Origin of the sequence: Pseudomonas sp. FH1 (genome assembly GCF_000510895.2) — a bacterium.
Classification (GTDB): domain Bacteria; phylum Pseudomonadota; class Gammaproteobacteria; order Pseudomonadales; family Pseudomonadaceae; genus Aquipseudomonas; species Aquipseudomonas azotoformans_A.
Window position 1 is genome coordinate 1 of record NZ_AOHM01000032.1, and the last position, 23,879, is coordinate 23,879.

Below are 23,879 nucleotides of genomic sequence, written 5' to 3' on the forward strand. Positions count from 1 at the left end.
AACCCCATTTGCGAAAGCAGATGGGGTTTTGTTTTGGGCGGTCGAAAACTTCAGCGCCGCGAACCTCCCGACAAATTTGCACAGTTATTTCTGAACCAGACCACTAGAATAGGCACCTAACCTTTTTTAGAGTCCGAGCCCTACTTATGCCCGATCCGGTTGATGCCCTAGAGGTATCGGATTTACCACTGGACGACCTGGTGGCATGCCATGAGTGCGACTTGCTGATGCGCAAACCAGTGCTCGCCCTCGGCGAAAAAGCCCAATGCCCGCGTTGCGGTTACGAGCTGTACGCTCACCGCCACAACGTCGTTGAGCGAAGTCTCGCCCTGGTGCTGGCGGCGTTGCTGTTGTACATCCCCGCGAACTTTCTGCCGATCATGCAGCTCAATCTACTTGGGCAGTCCTCTGAAGACACCGTGTGGAGCGGCGTCGTCGCCCTGTTCGATACCGGCATGCAAGGCGTCGCCGCTGTCGTCTTCCTGTGCAGCATGGGGATTCCCTTGCTCAAGCTGCTTTGCCAGTTGGCAGTGTTGCTCAGTATTCGCTGGAATATCGGCCGTAGTTATGGACTGCTGTTGTACCGTATTTACCATCACATGAAAGACTGGGGGATGTTGGAGGTCTATCTGATGGGCGTCCTGGTGGCGATCGTTAAGCTCGCCGATATGGCCGCCATCACGGTAGGCCTCGGTCTTGTCTGCTTTGTCAGCTTGTTAATGGTTCAGGTGTTGCTTGAGGTGGTGATGTCGCCCCACCAGATCTGGCAAGCGTTGTCAGGAGAGGATGAACATGCGGGCGATTGATGCAGGCATTCTGATTTGTACCGAATGCCATGAGTTGAACAAACAAGACGCCGACAGCGACGAGCAAATTTGCACGCGTTGCGGTGCGCTGATCCATGCTCGTCGCCCCAACAGCCTTGCCCGCACATGGGCGCTGCTGATCACGGCGGCCATCTTGTACATTCCCGCCAATTTGTTGCCGATCATGACCATCAATTCCCTTGGTCAGGGCGATCCCAGTACCATCATGGCCGGTGTGATCCAACTGGTGCAGCATGGCATGTTCCCCATCGCCGCTGTGGTGTTCATTGCCAGTATCCTGGTGCCCACGTTCAAGCTGGTCGGCATAGGTCTGCTACTGTTCTCGGTGCAGCGTCGCCAACCGCTGTCCGCGCAACAACGCATCGTGATGTACCGCTTTATCGAATTCATTGGCCGCTGGTCCATGTTGGATATCTTCGTGATCGCCATCCTGGTGGCGGTTGTAAACTTTGGGCGACTTGCCAGTGTCGAGGCCAATCTCGGTGCTGCAGCGTTCGCCAGTGTGGTGATCTTGACGATGCTTGCCGCAGTAACTTTCGATCCCCGACTGATTTGGGATAACACGGAGTCGGACGACGACCATGAGTGATTTGCCTAAAGCTAAAACCCGCCCAGCGTCCAACTGGTCGGCTATTTGGGTGCTGCCCCTGATTGCCCTGATCATCGGTGGATGGCTGGGATGGCGTGCCTATTCCCAACAGGGCATCGATATCCAGGTGCGCTTTGAAAGCGGTGAAGGCATTCAGGTCAACAAGACCGAAGTGGTTTACAAAGGTATGCCGGTAGGTAAGGTCAAGGCCCTGGCCCTGGATGATGAGGGCAACAATCGCGGGGTGATCGCCACCATCGAGATGAACAAGGACGTCGACCAGTACCTCAAGACCAATACGCGCTTCTGGCTGGTCAAACCGAGCGTCACCCTCGCCGGTATCACCGGCCTGGAAACCTTGGTATCAGGTAACTACATTGCTGCCAGCCCAGGCGATGGTGAGCCCACACGCAAATTCAAAGCGCTCTCTGAAGAGCCGCCTTTGTCCGATGCCAAGCCCGGCCTGCACCTGACCGTCAAGGCCGACCGCCTTGGCTCCCTCAACCGTGGCAGCCCGGTGTTCTACAAGCAGATCCAGGTCGGCCAGGTCAAAAGCTACCTGCTCTCCGAGGACCAGAGTACTGTCGAGATCAAGGTCTATATCGAACCGACCTACGCCAGCCTGGTGCGCAAACACACGCGTTTCTGGAACGCCAGCGGCATCAGCATCGACGCCAATCTTTCCGGTGTGAAAGTCCGCAGTGAATCACTCTCCAGCATCGTCGCTGGCGGCATCGCTTTTGCCACGCCGGAGAACCGCAAGGACAGTCCGCCGACTGATCCGAGCCTGCCCTTCCGCCTGTACGAAGATTTCGATGCGGCCGCGGCCGGCATCAGGGTCAAGGTCAAGCTCACCGATTTCGAAGGCCTGCAGGCGGGGCGTACGCCAGTCATGTACAAAGGCATTCAAGTCGGCAGCCTGAAAACCCTGAAGATCAACCCTGACCTTTCCAGTGCCAACGCAGAACTGACGCTCGATCCTTTGGCCGAAGACTATTTGGTACAGGACACTCAATTCTGGGTCGTCAAACCGTCTATCTCCCTGGCCGGTATCACCGGGCTTGAAGCCTTGGTCAAGGGTAACTACATCGCCATCCGCCCAGGCGACAAAGGCACCCCTCCACAAAGGGAGTATGTCGCTCGTGCCAAGGCGCCGCCGTTGGATCTGCGTTCCCCTGGCCTGCACATGGTGTTGTTCACTGACAACCTCGGCTCCCTGGATGTCGGCAGCCCGATCCTCTACAAACAGGTCAAGGTCGGCTCGGTGCAGAGCTACCAGTTTTCGCGCAAGAACAAGCAACTGGTGATCGGCGTCCACATCGAGAAGGAATACGAGAACCTGGTCAACGGCTCGACGCGCTTCTGGAATGCCAGCGGCGTCACCCTGACCGGTGGCCTCACCGGTGGTATTCAGGTCAAGAGTGAGTCGCTGGCCAGCCTGATGGCCGGCGGGATCGCCTTCGAAACCCCGGAACCGAATGTCCCGTTGAAAAAGCGTATTCCGCGTTTCCGTCTATTTGCCGACCGCGAGGCCGCCAATCAACACGGCACCTTGGTGACCATCAAGGTCGACCGTGCCGACGGCCTGCGTCCTGGCACACCCGTGCGTTTCAAAGGCCTGGACGTGGGCAAGATTGAAAGTGTTGATCTCAGCGCCGACATGCAGTCGGTACTGCTCAGCGCACGTATCAACCAAGTGGCGGACCGCATTGCACGCGTCGGCAGCCAGTTCTGGGTGGTCAAGCCTGAGCTGGGCCTGATGAAAACCTCCAACCTGGAAACCCTGGTCACCGGGCAATACATCGAAGTGCAACCGGCTGCGAAAAACGCCGGCCCGCAAAAGAGCTTCGTCGCGTTGGACCAGCCGCCTGAAGCTGTGCATCAGGAAGCTGGCCTGAGCCTGACCCTCAGCGCCGCACGCCGTGGTTCGCTGAAGGAAGGTGTACCGGTCACTTACCGTGAAGTCACCGTGGGCAAGGTCACCGGCTACGAGTTGGGCCAGACCGCAGACCGCGTACTGATCCATATCCTGATCGAACCTAAGTACGCTCCCCTGGTACGTGGCGGCAGTCGCTTCTGGAACACCAGCGGCTTTGGCCTCGACTTCGGTCTGTTCAAAGGTGCCACCGTACGCACGGAGTCCCTGGAAACCCTGGTTGCCGGCGGCATCGCCTTCGCCACACCCGACGGCGAACGCATGGGCAACGCCGCCCGCCCACAACAAACCTTCCCGCTGTTCGACAAGTTCGAAGATGAATGGCTGACCTGGGCGCCTAAAATTCCACTCGGCAAATAAGCGCTCATAAAAAAGGCCGCGATCCAGAAGATCGCGGCCTTTTGCATTTCAGCGAATCAAATCAGACTTCATCCAGCTCCGGCTCGTTCGCCTGTACATTCATCGTCGCCTTCACCACATCATGGCGACGGATGTACTTCCAGTCCGCCTCATCGATATAGATCCCGTTCGGCCCGCTGCCGCCTTCCAGGTCGATTGCCACCTGCGCCGACACCTGCGGCTTTACACTGGCCAGAATCGGCACGAAGCCCAGCTGCAAGCTGGTTTCCAGCAGCGCCGCCTGGTTTTTCTCGTCGATGTCCGCCGCCTCGTCGAGGTAGTACGGTAGACGCACGCGCCCGGCCTGGTCGCGGTCCATCAAGTGCAGCAACAAGTACATGTTGGTCAACGCCTTGATGGTCATGGTGGTGCCGTTGGACGCCGCGCCATCGATGTCGGTGTGAATCACCGGCTGGCCGTGTACCTTGGTGATCTCGAACGCCAACTCGAACAAGTCCTTGAGGCCCAACTGGTTATGGTTGGCGGCCACCAGGCGCGCCAGGTATTCCTTGGCTTCTTCGTTCTTGTTGTCCTGCTCGGCGCTTTGGCTCAGGTCGAACACCGACAGCGTCTCGCCTTCTTCATACCGGCCGGCACTGTGGATGATCTGGTCGATATGCTTGAGCGCTTCCTTGTTCGGCGCCAGCACGATGCGGAAGCTTTGCAGGTTGGAGACCTGGCGTTTGTTGATCTCGCGGTTGAACAACGCCAACTGGTGCTCAAGGCTGTCGTAATCGCTGCGGATATTGCGCAGGGTCCGCGCAATGTCGGTGACCGCCGCACGGCGTGCCTTGCCCAACGTCAGGGCTTCATCAGTACGGTGTGCATAGGCGTTGATCAGCAACTGCAGGCGACGCTCAACGTCATCCTCGCTGTCGAACTTGGCCACGCCCTTGAGACGTACCTGGGCATACAGCGCCTCGATCTGGCCATCAGCGCGCAACAGGCCTTGCCAACTGTCCTGATAGTCATTGAGCAGTGGCAGCAGGTTGTCCATGGAGTCGTCGACCGGGTCCATGAACGGCGTGCCGAACGGCAAGTCTGCCGGCAGCAACTGGCGACGGCGCAACGCGTCATCCAGAGTGCGCTGCTTGGCTTCCATGTCGCCAATCTGACGGCCCACCAGTTGCAGCTTGGCCGAGAGTTGCTGAACGCGCTCGGTGAACGCATCGCTGGAGCGCTTCAACTCGTCCTGCGCTGCTTCCATCTGCGCCAGGTTTTCCAGCTTTTCGCCTTCTTCTGCGCTCAGGGTTTGCGCACGGCGGAAGTCTTCCAGGGCTTTTTGCGCATCCAGCACCTGCTGGTACAACGCTTCGGTCTGGGTCTTGCTCGCAGCGCGATCAGACGCGACAGCCTGCTGGGTTTTCAGCTGCTTGAGTTCTTTCTCCAGGCGTTCTTTCTGGTCGCGCAACGCCGCGCGGTCTGCCAAGGCTTGCAACGCAGGCGGTTCGATGTGGGAGATGTCGATGGACAGCCCCGGCACCTCAAAACGCTCGCCCTTGAAGCCATCGAGGATCTGCTCCAGGGATTTAACCCACAGGCCATCCTCGTCCAGCGTGATGCCATGCGCGCCCAATGGCAGGCTGAACAACGAACTGTTGAACAGGCGCATCAGACGCTCGACATCCGGCTGTGAGAATTCTTCCCGCAGTTTCGCGTAGCTGTTGTTGTCGGCGTGGTCGAGTTGCTGCTTGACCGACTTCAAGCGCTTTTCCAAATCACGCAGACGCTCGTCCAAATCCTCGGCGCTGAACTGTCGCGACTGCGCCAATGCGCCCGCCAGTTCATCGTGAGCATCCTTGGCTGCCAACAGCTGTTGCTCCAGCACCTTCACGTCATCCACCAACGCAAAACGGTGCTTGAGTACCGACAGCTCGCCCAACCAACGCTGAATTCCGCTGATTTCCCGCTCCAGGCGCATCAACTCCTGGGTGCCGCCGCGTTGGTCGTTCTGCAGCGCGTCTTGCTCGTTGCGGTAATGCTCGGCCTGGATGGTCAGTTCTTCCTTGCGCGCACTGGCGTAGTCCGACCAAGTGCCCAGCAGCGAATCGAGCAACGGCGACAGGCGATGCAACTTGCCGCGCAACACGTCGCGCTGGCGAACGCCATTGGACAGGGCTTCAACCAATGGGCCGGCGGCGACCAGCGAGTTGTAGTCCTGTTCCATGCGTCGCACATCACGGAAGGCTTCTTCGCACGCCGCAATGTAATCTACGCTACCGGAGCGCAAGCTATGTTCGAAGGCATCCAGGAACAGTTGCTTGAGCTTGGCCGCGGTGATTTCGCGCATATGCAGCAGGTTTATAAACAGCGCGCGGAAGGTCTTCAGGCTCTGCTCACTGGTAGAACGCAGCGGAATCAGTGTGAGGTCCAGCGGGATCGACGTGTGGCCGCCTACCAGCAAGCGACGCAGTTCATCCGGCTTGAGTTCGTAGGCTTTCAGGCCTTCGCGCTCAAGGTTGGTGAACAGTTCTTTCTGACGCAGGCAGGTGTCGTTCTTCTGGTAGTGAGCCAGGTCCAGCTTGCCCGCATAGGCAAAGAACTGGTGACCGAAACCACCGCCCGGGCCACGCCCGACCACGCCGATCACATGCGGGCCGTGGGGCAGGGAGACTTCCACCAGGATGTAGCTGGTGTCGGTGGCAAAGTAGAAGCGCCGCGATTGCTCCAGGGTGTACTTGCCGAAACTCATGTCCGACATGCGTGCCAGGATCGGGAACTGCAAGGCGTTGATCGACGCGGATTTGCCCAGGTTGTTCGCGCCATACACCGACAGCGGCTCTTCCAGCGGGAACAAACCCAGGCTGTAACCTGCGGTATTCAATAGGGCGAAGCGGCGGATGCCGTAGCGTTCCTTACTCATGCGTCGGTCTCCTGTTCTTCGGCAATGGCGCGGGCCAGGGCGTCTTCTTCGCTTTCGTCGGCAAAGTCACTCAAGTCCAGTGGGTCATCGGTTTTCAGCAATTTCTCATCGCTGTCTTCATCGATGATCACCGGTGCCGGCAGTGGCAACACGCTGTGGACGCTGGCCGCCAGGTCACGGTCTTGCTGCACCGACAGGCACACATCAAGGAAGCGGTGCATCGGCGGCAGGAAGCGATAGATGCCGTTGTCTTCGCTGGCAAAACCCAGCTGTGTCATGCGGCGCATGATTTTTTCTTCGAGTTCTTCCTGGGTCTGCACTTCGGCCTGGATAAACAGGTCGCGGTACTTCTCCAGCAGCGACGGCAGTTCATCACGGCCCAGGCTGCCACCATCGAGCACGGCAATCGGGTCGCGGCCCTGGTCGGCCAAATGCTCGACGATGATGAAGGTGAACAACGCCAGGCGCTGGGCGGTCTTGTTCACCTGCGCACTGGCGATGGCGGAGTCCGGCACGAAGTAGTAGAAACCCCGCGTATCGCACACCAGTTCAAAGCCCAGGGCCTTGAATAGCGTGCGGTACTGGTCCTGGAAGTTCGACAGTTGCGCGTACAGCTCCGGGTCGCGGCGGCTGACGTGGTAACCCTTGAACAGCTCGCGAAAGATCGGCGCCAGCTGGGACAGTTCGGATAGATCAAGATGCATGGGGTGTACTCGCAGAGTGCTCGGCGGCGTCGGAACCGACCGGGAGCAGGGCGAAGGAGCGCAGGCTGACCTGGTGCTCGGTGGTGTGGTACTCGCGGCGTTCCAGGCGTTCGCGCTTGAAGCGTTTTTCGCGGGACAGGCGCGAGAACCAGTACAGCAATTCGTCGGTGGCGCCGTCCGGTTCCTGCTCCAGCAGCCAGGTCATCAGGTCTGGCATCGGCAGCGCGTCTTCGCAGCGTTCGAGCATTTCCTTGACCGTACGCGGTGCGCGCTGGGCGTCGCCCTTGTGGGATTTGTGCGCCTTGGGGAATTTTGCCGGTTTCGGCTCGAAATTCGCCAGGGCGTAGACATAGGCTTCCACTTGGCTGGCACTGCCGAGGAAGGTGCTTTGCGGGCGGGTAAACATCGGCATCGCGGCCTGTGGCACCGCGTCCAGCCCTTTACGGCGGATGGCCGACAGGGCCAGCGCCGCGCCACGGGTCACGGCGTTGTGCCGCCGTGCTTCTTCACGCAGCGGCAGCAGCAGTTCGCGGGCATGACGCAAGGTCAGCTGGGCGCTGGTCTGCATTTCGAGGATGCGCGCATGGGTGCGCAGCAGCATGTCATCGTCAACCAAATGGCCGAGGCGCTGTTGCTCGGTGAGCATGCGCAGCAGCACATTTTCCACCTTGCGCACGCCTTGTTCGAAGGCGCCATCGGCGTTCACCAGTTGGATCATCGGTTCGACGTACTCGTCCCAGGTCGCCAGGACTTCGGCGTAACGCTGGCGCAACGGGATCTGCCGGTCGCTGGTCTTGGCCCGGTCGGCCACGGCGGCGAGGGCCTGTTCGTCGTTGGCGAGTTTTTTCAGCACGTCCCGCACGCGCATATCGAGCAGGCGCAGTTGGCGGGCGAGGTCGTGGCCATCACGGATGTCGAAGGCGTCCTGGATATAACCCGCCAGGCGCTCGAGATGGCGCAGGTAGGCTTCGATTTCCAGGCACAGGCCAAGCCGGTGCTCCTTGCGAAGATAGGCCAGGAAGTCGTGGATCTGTGCGTTGAGCTCGAAACGGTTCGGGCTTTTGGCGACAGGCACCAGGATATCCAGGCGAATCCACACGTCCAACAGGCTGGTAATGTCCTGCGGCGTGCTGTCCAGTTGTTGGGCCGCCAGTTGCGCGCGCAACTCGCCAAGGCTCAAGGTGCCTTGGTCGAAGTGTTCGCACAGTGGCTCAAGCAGGGCCCAGTGTTCGGCGAGGGCGCGCAAGACGCGCTTGGGTTCGATCATCGGAATGGCCGGCTGGTTGGCGATTAAAAGTCGCGATTGTACTGCATCGGACGCGGGATTTATCCACAGCCGGTCAGTGCGCAGTGGGCGATTGTTGCCGAACAGCGGTAGAATCCCCGCTCTTTAGTTATCCACAAGTGGCCGAGCTGTGCTTATCGAGTCCCGACGTCGCGCTTACTTGACCGCCATGCAGGTGGTCAACTGGCTGCCCCGCACCGAACTGCCGTTTGCCGCGCCGTCGCGGCCCGAGCTGTTGCAGGCGCTTGAGCCCTATGAGACGTTCGAGTCGTCCGGCGAGGAGGCGGCCGCGCCAGTGGCGGTGGTCAAGCCTGCGCCTGAAGCGCGCCCGGTCGTCGAACGGGCCAAGGTCGAAGTACCGCGCCCGTCGCCGGTGACTAAAGCGGCCAAAGTCGTGGAAGAGGCGGCCCCGGTGGTCAAGGCCCCGGTGGTGCCGCCGCCGCGTTTCGCCCTGCAGTTGCTGCGAGCCGGCCGCTGCCTGTTGCTGGTCGAGTTGCCCACCGGCGAACGTTTCCAGACCCGCGACCCCGCCTACATGCTGCTCAAGGACATGCTGCGCGCCGCCGGCCTGCCCGACAGCCCGCAAATCGTCGGCGACCCGGTGCGCTGGCCGCTGCTGGTGCGCGGCAACATGGACCAGGGCCCGGAAGCCGCGCGGGATTTTGTGCAAGGTTTTGTGTCTGCGCGCCTGGAAGACGAACCCTGCGTGTGCCTGTGGCTGATTGGCCTTCCCGCTGTGCGCTTTGCAGGCGAAGCCAATGCCGAAGCCTGGTACCGCGAACTGCAGGTCGAAGGCCTGGGTTCGGTATGGGCCCTGCCGGGCCTGGAATTATTAATGGAAGAGCCACAGCGTAAGGCTGATGTCTGGCAAGCCATGCGCCGGCTGATGGCGCGCTGGAAAACAACCGATGAGTGAGGCTTTATCCTTTCGCCCGATGACCGAGGCTGACCTCGACGCCGTGCTGAAAATCGAATACGCGGCGTTCAGCCACCCCTGGACCCGCGGGATCTTTCTCGACGGGTTGGGCAAGTACCAGATCTGGCTGATGTTCGAAGGCGAGCAGCAAGTAGGGCATGGTGTGGTGCAGATCATCCTCGACGAGGCCCACCTGCTGAACATCACCGTCAAACCGGAAAACCAGGGACGCGGCCTTGGCCTGGCGCTGCTGGAGCACCTGATGTCCCGCGCCTACGCCGCCAGTGCGCGTGAGTGCTTCCTGGAAGTGCGCGACAGTAACACCGGCGCTTTCCGCCTGTATGAGCGTTATGGCTTCAACGAAATCGGCCGTCGGCGGGATTATTACCCCGCCGTGGGTGGCCGCGAAGATGCGGTCGTCATGGCCTGTACCCTGGTCGACTGACCGCGCCTGACCTAGCGGTTTCCGTCCAGCGGATCCCGCTTCGCCAATTCAGCCTCATCCAGGCCATTCCCGCCGCCAATCTCGTCCTCGTCCACGATACTCAGGTCGTAATCCGCCGGATTGTCTTCGCCTTCCTCCCTGGCATCTCGTGCCCCATCCTCAGGGATCAAGGTTTCCGGGGTTAAATCATCACCGGTCTGCGCCGAGGGTTCATCTTGGTCAAAATCTAGCTCGCGCATCGAACCCATGCGATCTTCATTGTCATCAATGGGTTCGGGCTGCGTAGCGCCGTAGGGACGTCGTGATTCAGTCATGGCCTATCCTCATACTGTGGGGCTTATAGTGTGTGGACAGGCTGCGCGGTCCAAAGATTCAAGCTAATTCATGCTTGTTATTCACCGGCAGGGCGTGACCTGGACGTGGGGTTGTCAGTCACAAAACTGCGCATCATTCCTGAGGCTTTCCCTGATGAACGAACTACAAGACCTGCTTGATAACAATGAACGCTGGGCGGACGCGATCAAACAGGAAGATCCCGAATTCTTCGCCAAGCTCGCCCGCCAGCAAACTCCGGAATACCTGTGGATCGGCTGTTCCGACGCCCGTGTGCCGGCCAACGAGATCGTCGGCATGCTGCCGGGGGATTTGTTCGTGCACCGCAACGTGGCCAACGTAGTGCTGCACACCGACCTCAATTGCCTGTCGGTTATCCAGTACGCAGTGGACGTGCTCAAGGTCAAACACATCCTCGTTACCGGCCACTACGGCTGCGGCGGCGTGCGCGCCTCGATGCAGGACCGTCAGTTCGGCCTGATCGACGGCTGGCTGCGCACCATTCGTGACCTCTATTACGAAAACCGTGACGTGCTGGCCCAGTTGCCAACTGAAGAAGAGCGCGTCGACCGTATGTGCGAGCTGAACGTGATCCAGCAAGTGGCCAACGTCGGCCACACCAGCATTGTGCAAAACGCCTGGCACCGGGGGCAGAGCCTGTCGATCCATGGCTGCATCTACGGCATCAAGGATGGACGCTGGAAGAGCTTGAACACCACGATCAGTGGCTTCGAGCAATTGCCGCCGCAGTATCGCCTGCGTCCGTTGGGTGAGGCCTAAGGGCCGTCGTGGCTGCGCTTCTGTTCCAGGAAGCGCAGCCCCTCTGTGTTGATTTGTTGCTTCCCTCCTTTGATCCAGCCTCTGCAATGAGGGGCGCCGCAATGGCAAGAAAATTGGCGGTGCAAGCTGTCGAACGTCAACGTGAAGTCGAGTGTGATCCAGCTGCCGGCGGTGACTTTCGCCACCGTCCACAGCTCCAGGTAGTCCGTGTCGGCACACGTATTGGGAGCGCACGAGTGACGAATCAGGCTCATGAACCATCGGTCATACAGGTAAATGCGCGAAGAAATCTGGAACGCATGTTGCCCCAGTTCACTCAACGCATAGCCGGATAACCTGGCAATACACGTCTGACTGTCAAAATTGACGCGGGCCTTGATCCCTATGGACTCACCTTCTCGGTTGTTAACCACTTGAAACTCGCGGCTTGAGGGGTAGCCGCTTGCAGGAGATAGGTTCGCGAAAGGGTAAAGGCAGTCACTCACAGCAGTTTTAGCCTTGTCCATGGCCTGAGTTTTCATAACTCTCCTTGGCTAGGCTGCATCGACCTGCGGGTGGTGTCTGACTACCAGTCTTGCAGCGGATGGGCGCGGTTCAAGACTCGCTGAACGTGGATCCGATTTCTACTGTCAATGTTGACAGTAGAAATCGGTCGTTTTTTGTGCGATTTACAGCGCAGGCGCTGTGATGGCGGGGGCTGGGGCGGCGTTTTTCAGCTGTTTCAACTGGCCTTTGATGGCGGGTGTAGCGCACTTGGCATTGGCATCCACCGAGGTCATATGGCGCACCGAGGTGTAGAACAATTCACACGTCTGCTCCTTGCGCGTGACCTGCCAGGTATTCATGCACGCCTTGAGCAACACGTTCGGATCACTCGCGGGTTTCTGACCCATTCCGGCCTGCCAGCAGGCGGCGCTCAGATCCTGACCCATCACCTTCAAGCCGGCCTCATCGGCTTTCTGCTCGTTGCCATCGTAGGTGTCGGGGCTCGCGGCATACCAGATATAACTCGGGTGATTGGCGCCCAGCACTGACACGCTTTCGCCCGGCGTCGGGCTGATCTGTGCCAGGCTCAGCACGTTCACGGTCTGCCCATACTGCTGCTTGATCCAGCTGCGTACCGGTGCGCCAAATGCCACCATCGGCAATGCGCCTTTGGCGGACAGGCTCAGTTCCTGGACCATGCGCGTCTGGTAATCGGTGAAGTAGCTGTAGACGGTTTCCAGGTCCTTGCCCGCGTTGGAAGGCGCGGCGATAGGCGCAATATCGATGATGGTCTGGTAAGCCGGCGTTTCGGTGGCCGGGATGCCGTTATCCGTGAGCAACGTGGCCCAGCGGTCGGTGGTGGCCGATTCCAGGTAATCCTGGGCCTGGGTCAGCGAATAATCCGGAGGGAAGTGCAGCAGTTCGATGCTCTTGCGGTTTTCCAGGGCCATGCCCAACGGCAGGAACAGGTACCAGTTGTAGGCCCATTTGCCGTCAGTGTTGAGTTTGTTGGCGCCTTGGTAGGCCAGGTCGGCGGTATTGAGCAGCGTGGTCAGGGGTTGGCCGTAATTGTCAGGCACACCGCTGAAGGTCGCTGACACCTGCCCGTCATGGGTCTTGACGCTGACTTTTGCGCGGCTGTAGCCATCCCGTTGCAGGCTCTGGTTCAAGTAATGCTCGGCAGTCTGTTCCAGCGTCCATGGCCGAAAGCAGATCACATTGCAATTGTTGGGGAAGGCGAACAGTTGGGTCACGCGTTGCGTACTCCCCAATGGCACCTCGATGTCGGCCTGTACGACCGCACTCGCCATCAGTGCGGCCAGGGTGAAGGACAACCTGGTCGGTTTAAACATTGTTGTTTCCTTGTCAGCGAAAGCCCGTCTGCGCGGGGTGAAAGCCCACCTCCACACAGTAGCGGTTGACCAGGAAAACCGCGTGCTAAATCGCCAGGTGTGTCGCTATTGGATAAGAAAACCTACAGGCTGAACTGCAACGCGTTGCTCAAGTCGCCCATGGGCTTCTGGCCACGGGCGGTCATCGCGTCATCGCGTTGCTTGAGGCCGTCCAAGGTCTCCAGCTGGAATACGCGGGTGATCAAGCGCAGGATCGACGCCGTGTCATAAACCGTATGGTCAACGGTGCCCTTACGTGCGAACGGCGACACCACAATGGCCGGGATCCGCGTGCCAGGGCCCCAACGGTCGCCCTTGAGCGGTGCCACAGGGTCCCACCAGCCGCCGTTTTCATCGACGGTCACCACGACCACCATGTTTTTCCACTGCGGGCTCTCTTGCAGCACCTTCAGGGCGCGGGCGATATGGCGGTCGCCCGAGGCCACGTCGGCATAGCCCGCGTGCATGTTCAGGTTGCCCTGAGGCTTGTAGAAGGTCACGGCGGGCAGTTTGCCGGCCTGCGCGTCAGCAAAGAACTTGTTGGTGCTGGACTCGTCACCCAGGCCGCCATCGCGCAGACGCTTGTCACGCTCGACGCGATTCTCCGGACCCTGCTGCTTGAAGTAGTTGAATGGCTGGTGGTGATACTGGAAGTTAGGGATCTTCGGGATGCCGCCCGAATCCTTGAACTGATCCAGGGTGGCTTGCCACGCACCGGCATACCAGGCCCAGTCGACATTCTTTTTCGACAGCTTGTCACCAATATGTTCGTGGGTTTGCGGCACCAGCACATTGGGCAGGTCGGGTTTAGAGTAATCCGGGTTTTCCGGATCGCGGATCCAGGTCGGCCAGTAGGGCGGGGCCAGGGTATTCACGCCGTAACCGTCTGGGGTCAACGCGCTGGGACCAAACTGCGGTGGGCCGGTCATGGCGCTGGCTGGCGACTTGTCCAGCGGCTTGAGGCGCGGGTCGGTGGGGTCATCGCTTTGCAGCGTGGCGATCTGCGCCTTGGCCACCGATTGCGCAGCATTCGGATAAAACGGCGCGGTGGCGCTGATCAGGTACTGGTGGTTGAGGAACGAGCCACCAAACGCACCCTGGAAGAAGTTGTCGCAGAGCACGAACTCCTTGGCCACGTCCCACAGGCGCAGGGAATAACGGCTCTGGGCGTAGTGACCCATCACCAGGCCACCCGAATCGGCCCAGGCGACGAAATTGTCATTTTTACCGCCGTTGATCTGCATCTGGTTCTGGTAGAACACGTGCCACAAGTCGCGGGTGACCAGGCTCAGGGGCAGGTCTTCAGCATTCGGGCCCTTGAGCGCGAACGGCGCGTTGGGCAGGTTTTCCTGGAATTGCACTTCACTGGGGTAGGTCACCCCGTCCACCGATTGCGGCCCGACTTGCAGCACGCCACCCCAGGCCGGTGGCAGGGTAGTCAGCAGGCTACCGTCGCGGTCGCGTTGTTGGGTATCGGCGGCGGACAGCGCCGATAGCGGCTTCTCCACACCAGGGAAATCTGCAAACAGGTTATTGAAGCTGCGGTTCTCGGCATAAATCACCACCACGGTTTTCACCTGGTCGTGCAGTGCCTTGTCCAGTTCTTGTGGGGTGAGCGGACGGGACACCGGTTTTCCTGGTGCTTCGCCGGCGTTGCCGCAGGCACTCAACGTCGCGCCGACCCCTAACACCGCCGCGCCCCCCAGGAAACGCCGGCGGCTGGTGTCGACCGGTGGTTGGGCGGCGGAATCAGGAGAAGGGCGGTCTTCGTGCTCGTCACTCATTGCGGGGGAGTCCTTGGCGAGATGTTGCAAGATATTTCGCAGGACGGTAGCAATGCAATGTGACGGAACGAAGACACTGATTTCACAGCAGGCGCAGTGCCAGCTGGCTGCCCGCGCGCAAGTACTCGACCTGGGCCGTCACCGCATCCTTGACGATGGCCTCGCCGGTGTCGGTCAGCTTGGGCTTCTTTGCATCGATGACACTGGTCTGCAACAGCTGCATCGCCACGTCGATCGATTTCTGGAACGCGGTGATGTTGTTATGCAGGCCGAATTCCTTGATCACGGCGGCCATGCGGCGGTCGGCGTCGTCGCGCAAGATTCGGTATTCAGTGACCGAAACGTTATCGTCCTTGTAGATATCAGTGATTAGTTCTTCCAGTGATTTGGAGAGGGGCGTCATCGGATTTTCCTTGGTTTCAGGTGAGGAGGAATCCGAGACAGGTTAATCAAAGGCGTTGATGGGAGGAGTCAGGGGTTGCCGTTGTCTGGAGTAGGACAACCCCACGCGATTAATCGGAAGATGCGGTCAAGGCATGACCGGCGGCAAATACTTCAACGTCGTCCCCAACGCCCACAGCAAGAACAACACCAGCGGCGTGTGCACCAACAACTGTACGAACGAAAACCCAATCAAATCCCGCGCCTTCAGCCCCAGCACGCCCAGCAACGGCAGCATATAGAACGGGTTGATCAGGTTCGGCAGCGCCTCGGCGGCGTTGTAGATCTGCACCGCCCAGCCCAGGTGATATTGCAGGTCATTGGCGACTTGCATCACGTAGGGCGCTTCGATGATCCACTTGCCGCCGCCCGACGGAATGAAGAAACCGAGCACCGCCGAGTACACGCCCATCAGCAGCGCGTAGGTGTCGTGGGAGGCGATGGACGTGAAGAAGGTCGAAATGTGGTGGGCCAGGGTCTGGCCGTCACCGCCTTTCACCACCGTCATCAGCGCGGCAATCGAGCCGTACAGCGGGAACTGGATCAGCACGCCGGTGGTGGTGGGCACCGCACGGGCCACCGCATCGAGGAAGCTGCGCGGGCGCCAGTGCAGCAGGGCGCCGACCATGATGAACAGGAAATTGTAGGTGTTCAGCCCCGAAATTGCGCTGATCGCCGGCTTGGTCGAAAACTCGTGGAACAGCCAACCGGCTGCCAGCAGCGCCAGCAGGATGGTCAGCAATGGACTGTGTTCCAGCCATTCACCGGGTCGCGTCGGTGCTTGAATCTTTGGCAGGTTGAACGCCGGGTCGACGCCACAGGCCTTGGCATCACGCGCGCTGTTCGGGCCGGGCGCGGTAGCGTAGGCGATGATCAGCGAGACCACGATCAACGCCAGCAGCAACACGCCGGATTGCCACAGGAAGATGGTGTCAGTGAACGGGATCACCCCCGTGATCGACAGAATCGACGGCGGCAGGCTGGCCGGGTTGGCCTGCAACTGCGCGGCGGACGACGACAACCCCAGCGCCCATACGGCGCCCAGCCCCAGATACGCCGCCGCACCGGCCGCGCGGTAATCCATCTTCAAATCCGTACGACGCGCCAGCGCCCGCACCAGCAAACCGCCGAATACCAGAGACAGGCCCCAGTTCAGCAAGGAAGCGACCATCGAGATCAACGCCACCCAGGCCACGGCCGAGCGGCCGTTCTTCGGGATACGCGCCAGGCGGTCGATCAGTTTCACCGCGGGCGGCGAACTGGCCACCACATAACCGCCGATCACCACAAAGGCCATCTGCATGGTGAAGGGGATCAGGCTCCAGAACCCGTCGCCGAACGCTTTGGCGGCCTCGGTCGGCGCGGCGCCCATGCCCAGGGTCGCCACGGCGACGATGATCACGGCAAGTGCCGCAAACACCCAGGAGTCGGGAAACCAGCGTTCGGCGAAGTTGGAGCAACGCAGGGCAAAGCGGGCATAGCGGCTTTCTTCGATAGCGTCGGCCACGAGTCTTTCCTCTTATAGTTATTAGGTGCAGGCAATTTTCCGGCATGTTCCGCTACGGCCATTGATATGGGAATGCAGTTATCTTCATCGATCCATGAGGAAAACAAATATATCTGTCGTGATTGCCATCAATGGGCTCAGCTCATAACCTGCACGCCATTTTGTTTGTCTGCCGAGCCTCCACATGACAGCCACCTTTCCTGCACAGGCGCAGCGTTTTTCCCGCTCCGACTACAAAACCCTGGGCCTGGCCGCCCTGGGCGGTGCCCTGGAAATCTACGACTTCATCATCTTCGTGTTTTTCGCGCTGACCTTGAGCCAGCTGTTCTTCCCGCCGGAAATGCCCGAGTGGCTGCGCCTGCTGCAAAGCTTTGGCATTTTCGTCACCGGCTACCTGGCGCGCCCACTGGGCGGCATCCTGATGGCCCACTTTGCCGATCATCTGGGGCGCAAGCGCGTGTTCAGCCTGAGCATCCTGATGATGGCGCTGCCCTGCCTGCTGATCGGGATCATGCCAACCTACGCGCAAATCGGTTATTTCGCACCGCTGATCCTGCTGGCGTTGCGCGTGCTGCAAGGCGCGGCGGTGGGCGGTGAAGTGCCGAGTGCCTGGACCTTCGTCGCCGAACACGCGCCGCCCCACCATCGCGGTTACGCTCTGGGCTTCCTGCAAGCCGGCCTGACCTTCGGCTACCTGCTCGGTGCGCTGACGGCGACCCTGCTGGCGCAAGTCTTCACACCGGCCGAAATCCTCGACTACGCCTGGCGCTTTCCCTTCCTGCTCGGCGGTGTGTTTGGCGTGATTGGCGTGTGGCTGCGCCGCTGGCTCAGCGAAACCCCGGTGTTCCTCGAAATGCAGGCCCGCCGCCAGGCCGCCGCCGAACTCCCCCTGCGCACCGTGTTGCGTGACCACCGCGCCGTACTGCTGCCGGCGATGATCCTCACCTGCGTGCTCACCTCCGCCGTGGTGGTGTTGGTGGTCATCACCCCGACCATGATGCAGAAAACCTTCGGCATGAGCCCCAGCCACACCTTCGCCTTGAGTGCCTTGGGCATCGTGTTCCTCAATATCGGCTGTGTGCTGGCCGGCTTGCTGGTCGACCGCATCGGCGCCTGGCGCGCGGTGCTGGTCTACAGCCTGTTGCTGCCGGTGGGGATTGCGGTGCTGTATGCCAGCCTGATCAGCGGCGGCATCTGGCTGGGCGCGGCGTACGCCGTGGCGGGCTTGAGTTGCGGCGTGGTGGGCGCGGTGCCGTCGGTGATGGTCGGCTTGTTTCCGGCGCAGGTACGGGTGTCGGGGATCTCCTTTACCTACAACATTGCCTACGCGCTGTGGGCGAGTACCACGCCGTTGTTGCTGATTGCGCTGATGCCGACCAGCCCGTGGATTTGCGTGGGGTATTGCGTGGTGATGGGGGCGGTGGGGGTGGTGAGTGTGGCGCTGTTTGGTAAGCGCCACACGGTAGACGCTGTTACAAATGGCACCTAGGGCCATCAATTGACGGGGGTTGATGCCATTTCTATAGTCACTTCAACTTCTGGTTGGCATGTAGAACCCTATGACTCAGACCGCCTTTATCAACTTCGCCATCCTGTCCTGGTCTCGCCAGCGGGCGGGGTTGTCTGAGGCGCAAATTGCCAGAGGCCTTACAGTCAGCGTCGAAAAAGTGAAAGCGTGGGAGAAGGGTCAGAACCTTCCCACGTTCAACCAAGCGCAAAAATGGGCCCTTATCGCGCAAGTACCCTTTGGCTTCCTCTTTCTCAAGGCTCCGCCGCAGGAGCACCTTCCTCTTCCTGACCTGCGTACTGTGGGTAGCGTTCTTCCAAACAAACCCAGTTTGAATCTGCTGGACACAGTGCGAGACGTGCTGCGTAAACAAGACTGGTACTTGGAATACCTACAGGATCAAGAACGCTCTGCGCTGCCCTTCGTGGGAAGTTTCCACAGCCGTTCGCCTATCAAGGAAGTGGTAACAGATATTCGTCGCGTACTCGGCGTGACGGATGACTTTGCTCGTATGACTTATGAAGACTATTTCAGGGCTTTGGTGAGTGGCGCTGAGGAGGCAGGCATTCTTGTCATGCGCAGCGGTGTTGCCTTGGGAAATACCCACCGCAAACTGGATGTCAGCGAATTTCGAGGATTTGCGATCAGCAACGCTCTAGCCCCCGTGGTTTTCATCAACAGTGCGGACGCACCCACGGCACGCCTTTTTACCTTGATGCATGAGCTGGCGCATATCTGGATTGGTAGCACGGGGGTATCTGATGGCAGCAGTCACAGCGCGCGTCAGGAAGAAGCTTTTTGCAATTCGGTAGCGGGGGAGTTTCTGGCACCGGAGCTCGTCTTTCGAGCGCAATGGGATTCGAACGTGCACTGGGAGCAAAACCTTGCGCCGCTGGCTGGGCGCTTTCGGGTCAGCATGTTGGTGATTGCACGTCGTGCCCGTGATCTCGGCTATATCAGCAGTGATCAATACGGCGCTTATTACCGTCGGATCTTGCAGGAATATCGAGATAAGGGCGGTAATGGAGGAGATTACTACCGCACGGCAGCTATTCGAAACAGTACCCGGTTGAGCAAGGCCGTCCTGGCAGAAGCGCAGAGCGGCCGAATTCTGCTACGAGACGCAGGAAAACTGCTGGGTGTGCAGCCTGCCAAGCTGAAGACTTATGGGATGAAGCTATCGGCATGAAGCATCTACTGGATTCGAATACGCTGATTGAGGCCAAAAATCGCTATTACGGAATGTCGATTTGCCCAGGATATTGGGCGTGGATTCTTCAACAGCATCAGGCTCTGGAAATTGCCAGTATCGTGCCGGTAAGGGATGAATTAGCCAGAGGCAATGATGATTTGACCCAGTGGGTTAAAGGCAACGCGCACCTGTTCGAGGACTCCAGCGATGAGCCAACTCAAACCGCGTTTGGGCATATCGTCGCAAAGATTGCGCAGCAGATGCCTGCAATGAAAGCCGGAGCGTTTGAAGAGTTTCTCGAGGGCGCAGATCCCTGGTTGATTGCCAAGGCAATGACCACCGGCGCAGTGGTCGTCACGCATGAGGTCTACAACCCTGACATCAAGCGTAAGTTCACGATTCCCAATGTGTGTTCTCTGTTTGGCGTGCCTTACATGAACACATTTGAATTACTCGGTAAGCTCGATGCTCGTTTTGTTCTGCATCACTGATTGAGTGAGGGGAAGGATACTTCCCCTCGACGTGGCAATTTCAAGTCAGGAAGTGCCAGAACAGCAGCGTACCGATCAAGCCAACCACCGAAACAATAGTCTGCAACACCGACCACACCCAGATCGTCTGCTTCAACTGCAAGCCAAAGTATTCACGCACCATCCAGAACCCGGCGTCGTTGACGTGGCAGAAGAACACCGAGCCGGCGCCAATCGCCAAGGCTACCAACGAACTCTGCGTCGCCGCGAGACCTGCCATCATCGGCGCGAGGATGCCGGCGGTGGTCGTCGTGGCAACGGTGGCCGAGCCAGTGGCTTGGCGCAGCGCAACTGCAATCAACCACGCGAGTAGCAGGTAGGGCATGTGCGCGCCTTCGGCGACCTTGCTGATGGTCTGGCTCACGCCGGCATCCAACAGGGTTTGCTTGAGGCCGCCGCCGGCGCCGATGGTCAGCAGCAACACGGCAATGGGCGCGAGGGCCTTGCGTAGGGTGTTGCCGACCTCGGTGCGCGGCATGCCGGCGGCCCAGCCCAGGCAGATCACGGCGGCGATCACGGCCAGGCCGAGGGCGATCAGCGGTTCGCCAAGGAATTTCAGGGTCAGGCCGAGGGTGCTTTCAGCCGGCAGTGCGACCTTGGCCAAGGTGCTGCCCAACATCAGAATCACCGGCAACAGAATAATCAACAACGACACTGCAAAACTCGGCTGGCGCGGCGCCTTGGGCGGTGCGCTGAACAGCGCGCCGATATCCGCAGGTTCATCCACATGCAGGCGCTTGGACAGCCAGTTGCCGTAAATCGGGCCCGCCAGGATCACCGCCGGTACCGCGATGCAGAAACCCAGCAACATGGTCAGGCCAAGGTCGGCGTGCAGCGCGCCTACCGCAATCAGTGGCCCTGGATGGGGTGGCATCAGGGCGTGCAGGGTGGTCATGCCCGCCAGTGCCGGGATGGCGATTTTCAGCAGCGGCTGGTTTGAGCGCTTAGCCATCACAAAGATGATCGGCACCATCATGACCAGGCCCACTTCGAAGAACAGCGGCAAGCCGATCACCATGGCCACCAATGCCATCACCCAGGGCAGTGACTTGCCCTTGCCCAACCCGAGCAAGGTCGTGGCGATGCGGTCGGCTGCACCGGATTCCGCCATCAGCGCGCCGAGCATCGAGCCCAGGGCGATGATGATCCCGGCTTCACCGAGGATCGCGCCGGCACCTTTACTGAACGCCTTGGCCACTTCTTCAGGCGGCAGGCCCGCGCCGACCCCGGCGATGAACGTGCCGATCAGGATCGACAGGAACGGCGGCAATTTGGTCGCACTGATCAGCACGATGATGCTGGCGATGGCCAGCAGTACACAGAACATAAGGCGGGTGTCGTGAACCATCCACGCGGCAGTCGATAACTCCAAAATGGGACTCCTTATCGAACAGGTTTGGGAAATTGTTTCTTTTTGTTTCCTGCCCGAAAAGCATACCTGATCCCGCGATGGCCAAGTGCTTATGTGCCGTTTTGGTGCGATCAGCGGTAAGGCGCCGTGAGGCCCGCCGCAGAGCCATTGCTGTCGGATTTGTAATCTTTGCTCCACCGCCCTGATAAGTCGTGACAGCTACATTGCCCCCGCTTGTACTTCATGGGCGTGGAACTCTCGTTATGGCAATTTCCGTTAGAAAACTTCTGGGGGCGGGCGTGTTGTGGGTGGTTGCCAGCGCGAGCCAGGCACAAACCCTCACCCTCGACTCGGCCCTGCAAACCGCCTTCGCCAACAACCCGGAACTGGCGGCAGCACAATGGGACATCGACATTGCCCAGGGTGGTCGCCAGCAGGCCGGGTTGATCCCCAATCCGGTGGCCTCCTGGGATGTGGAGGACACCCGTCGTGACTCCCGCACCACCAGCATCAAGATCAGCCAGGCCCTGGAACTGGGTGGCAAGCGGGGGGCGCGAATCGACGTGGCGTCCCGCGCCCAGGACGCCGCCGCGCTGACGTTGGAGCAGCGCCGCAACACCTTGCGCGCCGAAGTCATCGACAACTACTACGGCGCTTTGCTTGCCCAGGAACGCCTCGACTTGGCGCAGCGTTCCATGACGGTGGCGGAACGCGGGCTGGTTGTCGCCAACGGTCGGGTGACAGCAGGCAAGGCCTCACCGGTGGAGGCCACACGGGCCCAAGTGCAGTTATCGGAGATTCGTCTGGAACTCGACCGCGCGCAGATTGGCCTTACCGATGCCTATCGTCGCCTGGCCGCCAGTACTGGCAGCGCCGCGCCGAACTTCCAGGCCGTCGCCACACAAAACCCGTCAACACCGACCGTGCCGTCGGCCACCCAGTTGCTGGCGCGCCTTGAGCAGACCACCGAGTTGCGCCTGGCCAAACTGAGCATCCTGCAAAACGAAGCCAGCGTTGGCCTGGAAAAAGCCCAGCGTATTCCCGACCTCGACGTGTCCATCGGCAGCCAGTACGACGCCAGCGTGCGCGAGCGGGTGAACCTGGTGGGCGTCTCGATGCCGATCCCGTTGTTCAACCGCAACCAGGGCAACGTTCTCGCCGCCACCCGCCGCGCCGATCAGGCCCGCGACCTGCGCAACGCCACCGAACTGCGCCTGCGCACCGAAACCCGCCAGGCCTTGGACCTGTGGCAGTCCGCGAATACCGAGGTGCGCGCGTTCAACCAGCAGATCCTGCCCGCCGCCCAAAGCGCGGTGGACAGCGCCACCCGTGGTTTCGAAATGGGCAAGTTCAGCTTCCTCGACGTGCTGGACGCCCAGCGCACGCTGATCGCGGCCCGCACCCAATACCTCAACGCCACCGCCCAGGCCACCGATGCCTGGGTGCGTATCGAACGGATTTACGGCGACCTCGCCCGGTTTTGATTTTTCCTGGAGTCCTTTATGAACAACAAACATGGCGTGGCGCTTGCCGTCGCCTTGAGCCTGATGCTGTCCAGCTTTGCAAGGGCCGACGAAGAAGAAGGCGAGCTTGAACTCACCGAGCAGCAGATTCAGGCCGCTGGCATTCAGGTCGCCCAGGCTCAACCGCGTTCGATCAGCACGTTGCTGGTGCTGCCGGCTGAAGTGCGCTTTGACGAAGATCGAACCTCCCACATCCTCCCGCGTACGGCGGGCGTGGTGGAGTCGGTAAAGGTCAACCTCGGCCAATCGGTGAAGAAAGGTGAGCTGTTGGCGGTGATCGCCAGCCAGCAGATTTCCGACCAGCGCAGCGAATTGGCGGCCAGCGAGAGACGGGTCGAACTGGCACGCACCACCTTCCAGCGCGAACGCCAATTGTGGCAAGACAAAATCTCCGCCGAGCAGGATTACCTGCTGGCGCGCCAGGCGCTGCAGGAAGCCGAAATCGCCCTGAACAATGCCCGCCAGAAGATGACGGCTCTCAGTGGCAGCGCCGTATGGGTGGGCGGCAATCGCTATGAGCTGCGTGCGCCGTTCGCTGGCGTGGTGGTGGAAAAACACTTGGGTGTCGGTGAAGTCGTGAGTGAGACCACCAACGCCTTCACTCTTTCGGACTTGTCCCAGGTGTGGGTGACGTTCGGCGTGTTTCCCAAGGATTTGAACAAGGTGCGAGTCGGCAAGCCGGTCAAGGTCAGCTCTACGGAAATGGGCACCGAAGTGCAGGGCACTGTGGCCTATGTCGGCAGCCTGCTGGGTGAACAAACCCGTACGGCCACCGTGCGCGTGAGCGTGCCCAACCCTGACGATGCTTGGCGTCCTGGTTTGTTTGTCAGCGTGCAACTGGCCACCGACACGTTCCAGGCCAAGGTCACCGTCCCCCAGGAGGCGATCCAGACCGTCGAGGACAAACCTTCGGTGTTCATGCGCACCGAGCACGGGTTTGTCACCCGTCACCTGGAGCTTGGCGCGAGCGAAAACGGCTACGTCGAAGTACGCCAAGGTCTCGACGCCGGCGCACAGGTGGCCACCGTTGGCAGCTTCATTCTCAAGTCCGAACTGGGCAAAGGCTCGGCCGAACACGCCCATTGATCCC

At 60.1% G+C, this 23,879-nt stretch carries 21 protein-coding genes; 11 read left to right on the plus strand and 10 right to left on the minus strand.

What is annotated here, in order from left to right:
* The first annotated feature begins 146 nt into the window (after nt 1–146).
* Genes H096_RS11885 through H096_RS11895 form a run of 3 tightly spaced genes read left to right on the plus strand, consistent with a single transcriptional unit; the run spans nt 147 to nt 3,712 of the window.
* Complete coding sequence (locus H096_RS11885) at nt 147–806, plus strand: paraquat-inducible protein A (RefSeq protein ID WP_033898387.1); 660 nt, start codon at nt 147–149, stop codon at nt 804–806.
* A complete protein-coding gene (locus H096_RS11890; protein ID WP_033898388.1) occupies nt 793–1,416 on the plus strand; it encodes a paraquat-inducible protein A in 624 nt (207 codons plus the stop codon). The genes H096_RS11885 and H096_RS11890 overlap by 14 nt, the downstream gene beginning before the upstream one ends.
* Nucleotides 1,409–3,712: an MlaD family protein gene (locus H096_RS11895; protein WP_033898390.1), complete on the plus strand. Its 2,304-nt coding sequence runs from the start codon at nt 1,409–1,411 to the stop codon at nt 3,710–3,712. The genes H096_RS11890 and H096_RS11895 overlap by 8 nt, the downstream gene beginning before the upstream one ends.
* A gap of 61 nt (nt 3,713–3,773) precedes the next feature.
* On the opposite strand, the gene mksF is transcribed toward H096_RS11895, so the two are convergent.
* The 3 genes from mksF to mksB are packed head-to-tail and all read right to left on the minus strand — an operon-like array spanning nt 3,774 to nt 8,585.
* On the minus strand, nt 3,774–6,614 hold the full coding sequence (gene mksF, locus H096_RS11900; protein ID WP_033898391.1) for an Mks condensin complex protein MksF: 2,841 nt from the start codon (nt 6,612–6,614) through the stop codon (nt 3,774–3,776).
* Nucleotides 6,611–7,318, minus strand: coding sequence for an Mks condensin complex protein MksE (gene mksE, locus H096_RS11905; RefSeq protein ID WP_012722059.1), 708 nt, complete (start codon nt 7,316–7,318; stop codon nt 6,611–6,613). Before mksE ends, mksF begins: the two co-directional genes overlap by 4 nt.
* On the minus strand, nt 7,308–8,585 hold the full coding sequence (gene mksB, locus H096_RS11910; protein WP_033898394.1) for an Mks condensin complex protein MksB: 1,278 nt from the start codon (nt 8,583–8,585) through the stop codon (nt 7,308–7,310). The genes mksE and mksB overlap by 11 nt, the downstream gene beginning before the upstream one ends.
* A 187-nt stretch (nt 8,586–8,772) precedes the next feature.
* On the opposite strand from mksB, the gene H096_RS11915 reads away from it, so the two are divergent.
* Together H096_RS11915 and rimI are read left to right on the plus strand one after the other, a co-directional pair.
* Nucleotides 8,773–9,519: a hypothetical protein gene (locus tag H096_RS11915; RefSeq protein ID WP_051422010.1), complete on the plus strand. Its 747-nt coding sequence runs from the start codon at nt 8,773–8,775 to the stop codon at nt 9,517–9,519.
* Nucleotides 9,512–9,964, plus strand: coding sequence for a ribosomal protein S18-alanine N-acetyltransferase (gene rimI, locus H096_RS11920; protein ID WP_005784514.1), 453 nt, complete (start codon nt 9,512–9,514; stop codon nt 9,962–9,964). The genes H096_RS11915 and rimI overlap by 8 nt, the downstream gene beginning before the upstream one ends.
* Before the next feature lie 11 nt (nt 9,965–9,975).
* On the opposite strand, the gene H096_RS11925 is transcribed toward rimI, so the two are convergent.
* Entirely contained in the window at nt 9,976–10,278 is a 303-nt protein-coding gene (locus H096_RS11925) for a hypothetical protein (protein ID WP_033898397.1), read from the minus strand.
* A gap of 154 nt (nt 10,279–10,432) precedes the next feature.
* Between H096_RS11925 and can the strand changes: the two genes are divergently transcribed.
* On the plus strand, nt 10,433–11,077 hold the full coding sequence (gene can / locus H096_RS11930; protein ID WP_003188288.1) for a carbonate dehydratase: 645 nt from the start codon (nt 10,433–10,435) through the stop codon (nt 11,075–11,077).
* Here the strand turns inward: can and H096_RS11935 are convergent.
* From H096_RS11935 to H096_RS11955, 5 genes are all read right to left on the minus strand, one after another.
* Entirely contained in the window at nt 11,074–11,598 is a 525-nt protein-coding gene (locus H096_RS11935; protein ID WP_033898398.1) for a hypothetical protein, read from the minus strand. The genes can and H096_RS11935 overlap by 4 nt on opposite strands.
* Before the next feature lie 147 nt (nt 11,599–11,745).
* On the minus strand, nt 11,746–12,915 hold the full coding sequence (locus H096_RS11940; protein ID WP_033898400.1) for a hypothetical protein: 1,170 nt from the start codon (nt 12,913–12,915) through the stop codon (nt 11,746–11,748).
* 122 nt (nt 12,916–13,037) lie between these two features.
* Nucleotides 13,038–14,738 carry an acid phosphatase gene (gene acpA / locus H096_RS11945; RefSeq protein ID WP_033898401.1) on the minus strand — a complete coding sequence of 567 codons (1,701 nt, stop codon included), beginning with the start codon at nt 14,736–14,738 and terminating at the stop codon, nt 13,038–13,040.
* 82 nt (nt 14,739–14,820) lie between these two features.
* Nucleotides 14,821–15,141 carry a hypothetical protein gene (locus H096_RS11950; RefSeq protein ID WP_033898402.1) on the minus strand — a complete coding sequence of 107 codons (321 nt, stop codon included), beginning with the start codon at nt 15,139–15,141 and terminating at the stop codon, nt 14,821–14,823.
* A 126-nt stretch (nt 15,142–15,267) separates the two neighbouring features.
* Nucleotides 15,268–16,686 carry a TIGR00366 family protein gene (locus H096_RS11955; RefSeq protein ID WP_033898403.1) on the minus strand — a complete coding sequence of 473 codons (1,419 nt, stop codon included), beginning with the start codon at nt 16,684–16,686 and terminating at the stop codon, nt 15,268–15,270.
* Nucleotides 16,687–16,870: 184 nt separating this feature from the next.
* Here H096_RS11955 and H096_RS11960 point away from each other — a divergent pair, with 184 nt between their 5' ends.
* From H096_RS11960 to H096_RS11970, 3 genes are all read left to right on the plus strand, one after another.
* The gene (locus H096_RS11960) at nt 16,871–18,175 is read left to right on the plus strand and encodes an MFS transporter (RefSeq protein ID WP_033898404.1); all 1,305 of its coding nucleotides are present in this window, start codon (nt 16,871–16,873) and stop codon (nt 18,173–18,175) included.
* A 70-nt stretch (nt 18,176–18,245) separates the two neighbouring features.
* The gene (locus H096_RS11965; RefSeq protein ID WP_033898406.1) at nt 18,246–19,382 is read left to right on the plus strand and encodes an ImmA/IrrE family metallo-endopeptidase; all 1,137 of its coding nucleotides are present in this window, start codon (nt 18,246–18,248) and stop codon (nt 19,380–19,382) included.
* Entirely contained in the window at nt 19,379–19,876 is a 498-nt protein-coding gene (locus H096_RS11970) for a DUF4411 family protein (RefSeq protein ID WP_033898408.1), read from the plus strand. The genes H096_RS11965 and H096_RS11970 overlap by 4 nt, the downstream gene beginning before the upstream one ends.
* A 40-nt stretch (nt 19,877–19,916) precedes the next feature.
* Here H096_RS11970 and H096_RS11975 read toward each other — a convergent pair whose 3' ends face one another.
* A complete protein-coding gene (locus H096_RS11975; protein ID WP_033898410.1) occupies nt 19,917–21,287 on the minus strand; it encodes a gluconate:H+ symporter in 1,371 nt (456 codons plus the stop codon).
* A 242-nt stretch (nt 21,288–21,529) separates the two neighbouring features.
* Between H096_RS11975 and H096_RS11980 the strand changes: the two genes are divergently transcribed.
* Nucleotides 21,530–22,750 carry a TolC family protein gene (locus tag H096_RS11980; protein ID WP_033898412.1) on the plus strand — a complete coding sequence of 407 codons (1,221 nt, stop codon included), beginning with the start codon at nt 21,530–21,532 and terminating at the stop codon, nt 22,748–22,750.
* Between the two features lie 18 nt (nt 22,751–22,768).
* Nucleotides 22,769–23,875 carry an efflux RND transporter periplasmic adaptor subunit gene (locus H096_RS11985; RefSeq protein WP_033898414.1) on the plus strand — a complete coding sequence of 369 codons (1,107 nt, stop codon included), beginning with the start codon at nt 22,769–22,771 and terminating at the stop codon, nt 23,873–23,875.
* The last annotated feature ends 4 nt before the right edge of the window (nt 23,876–23,879 follow it).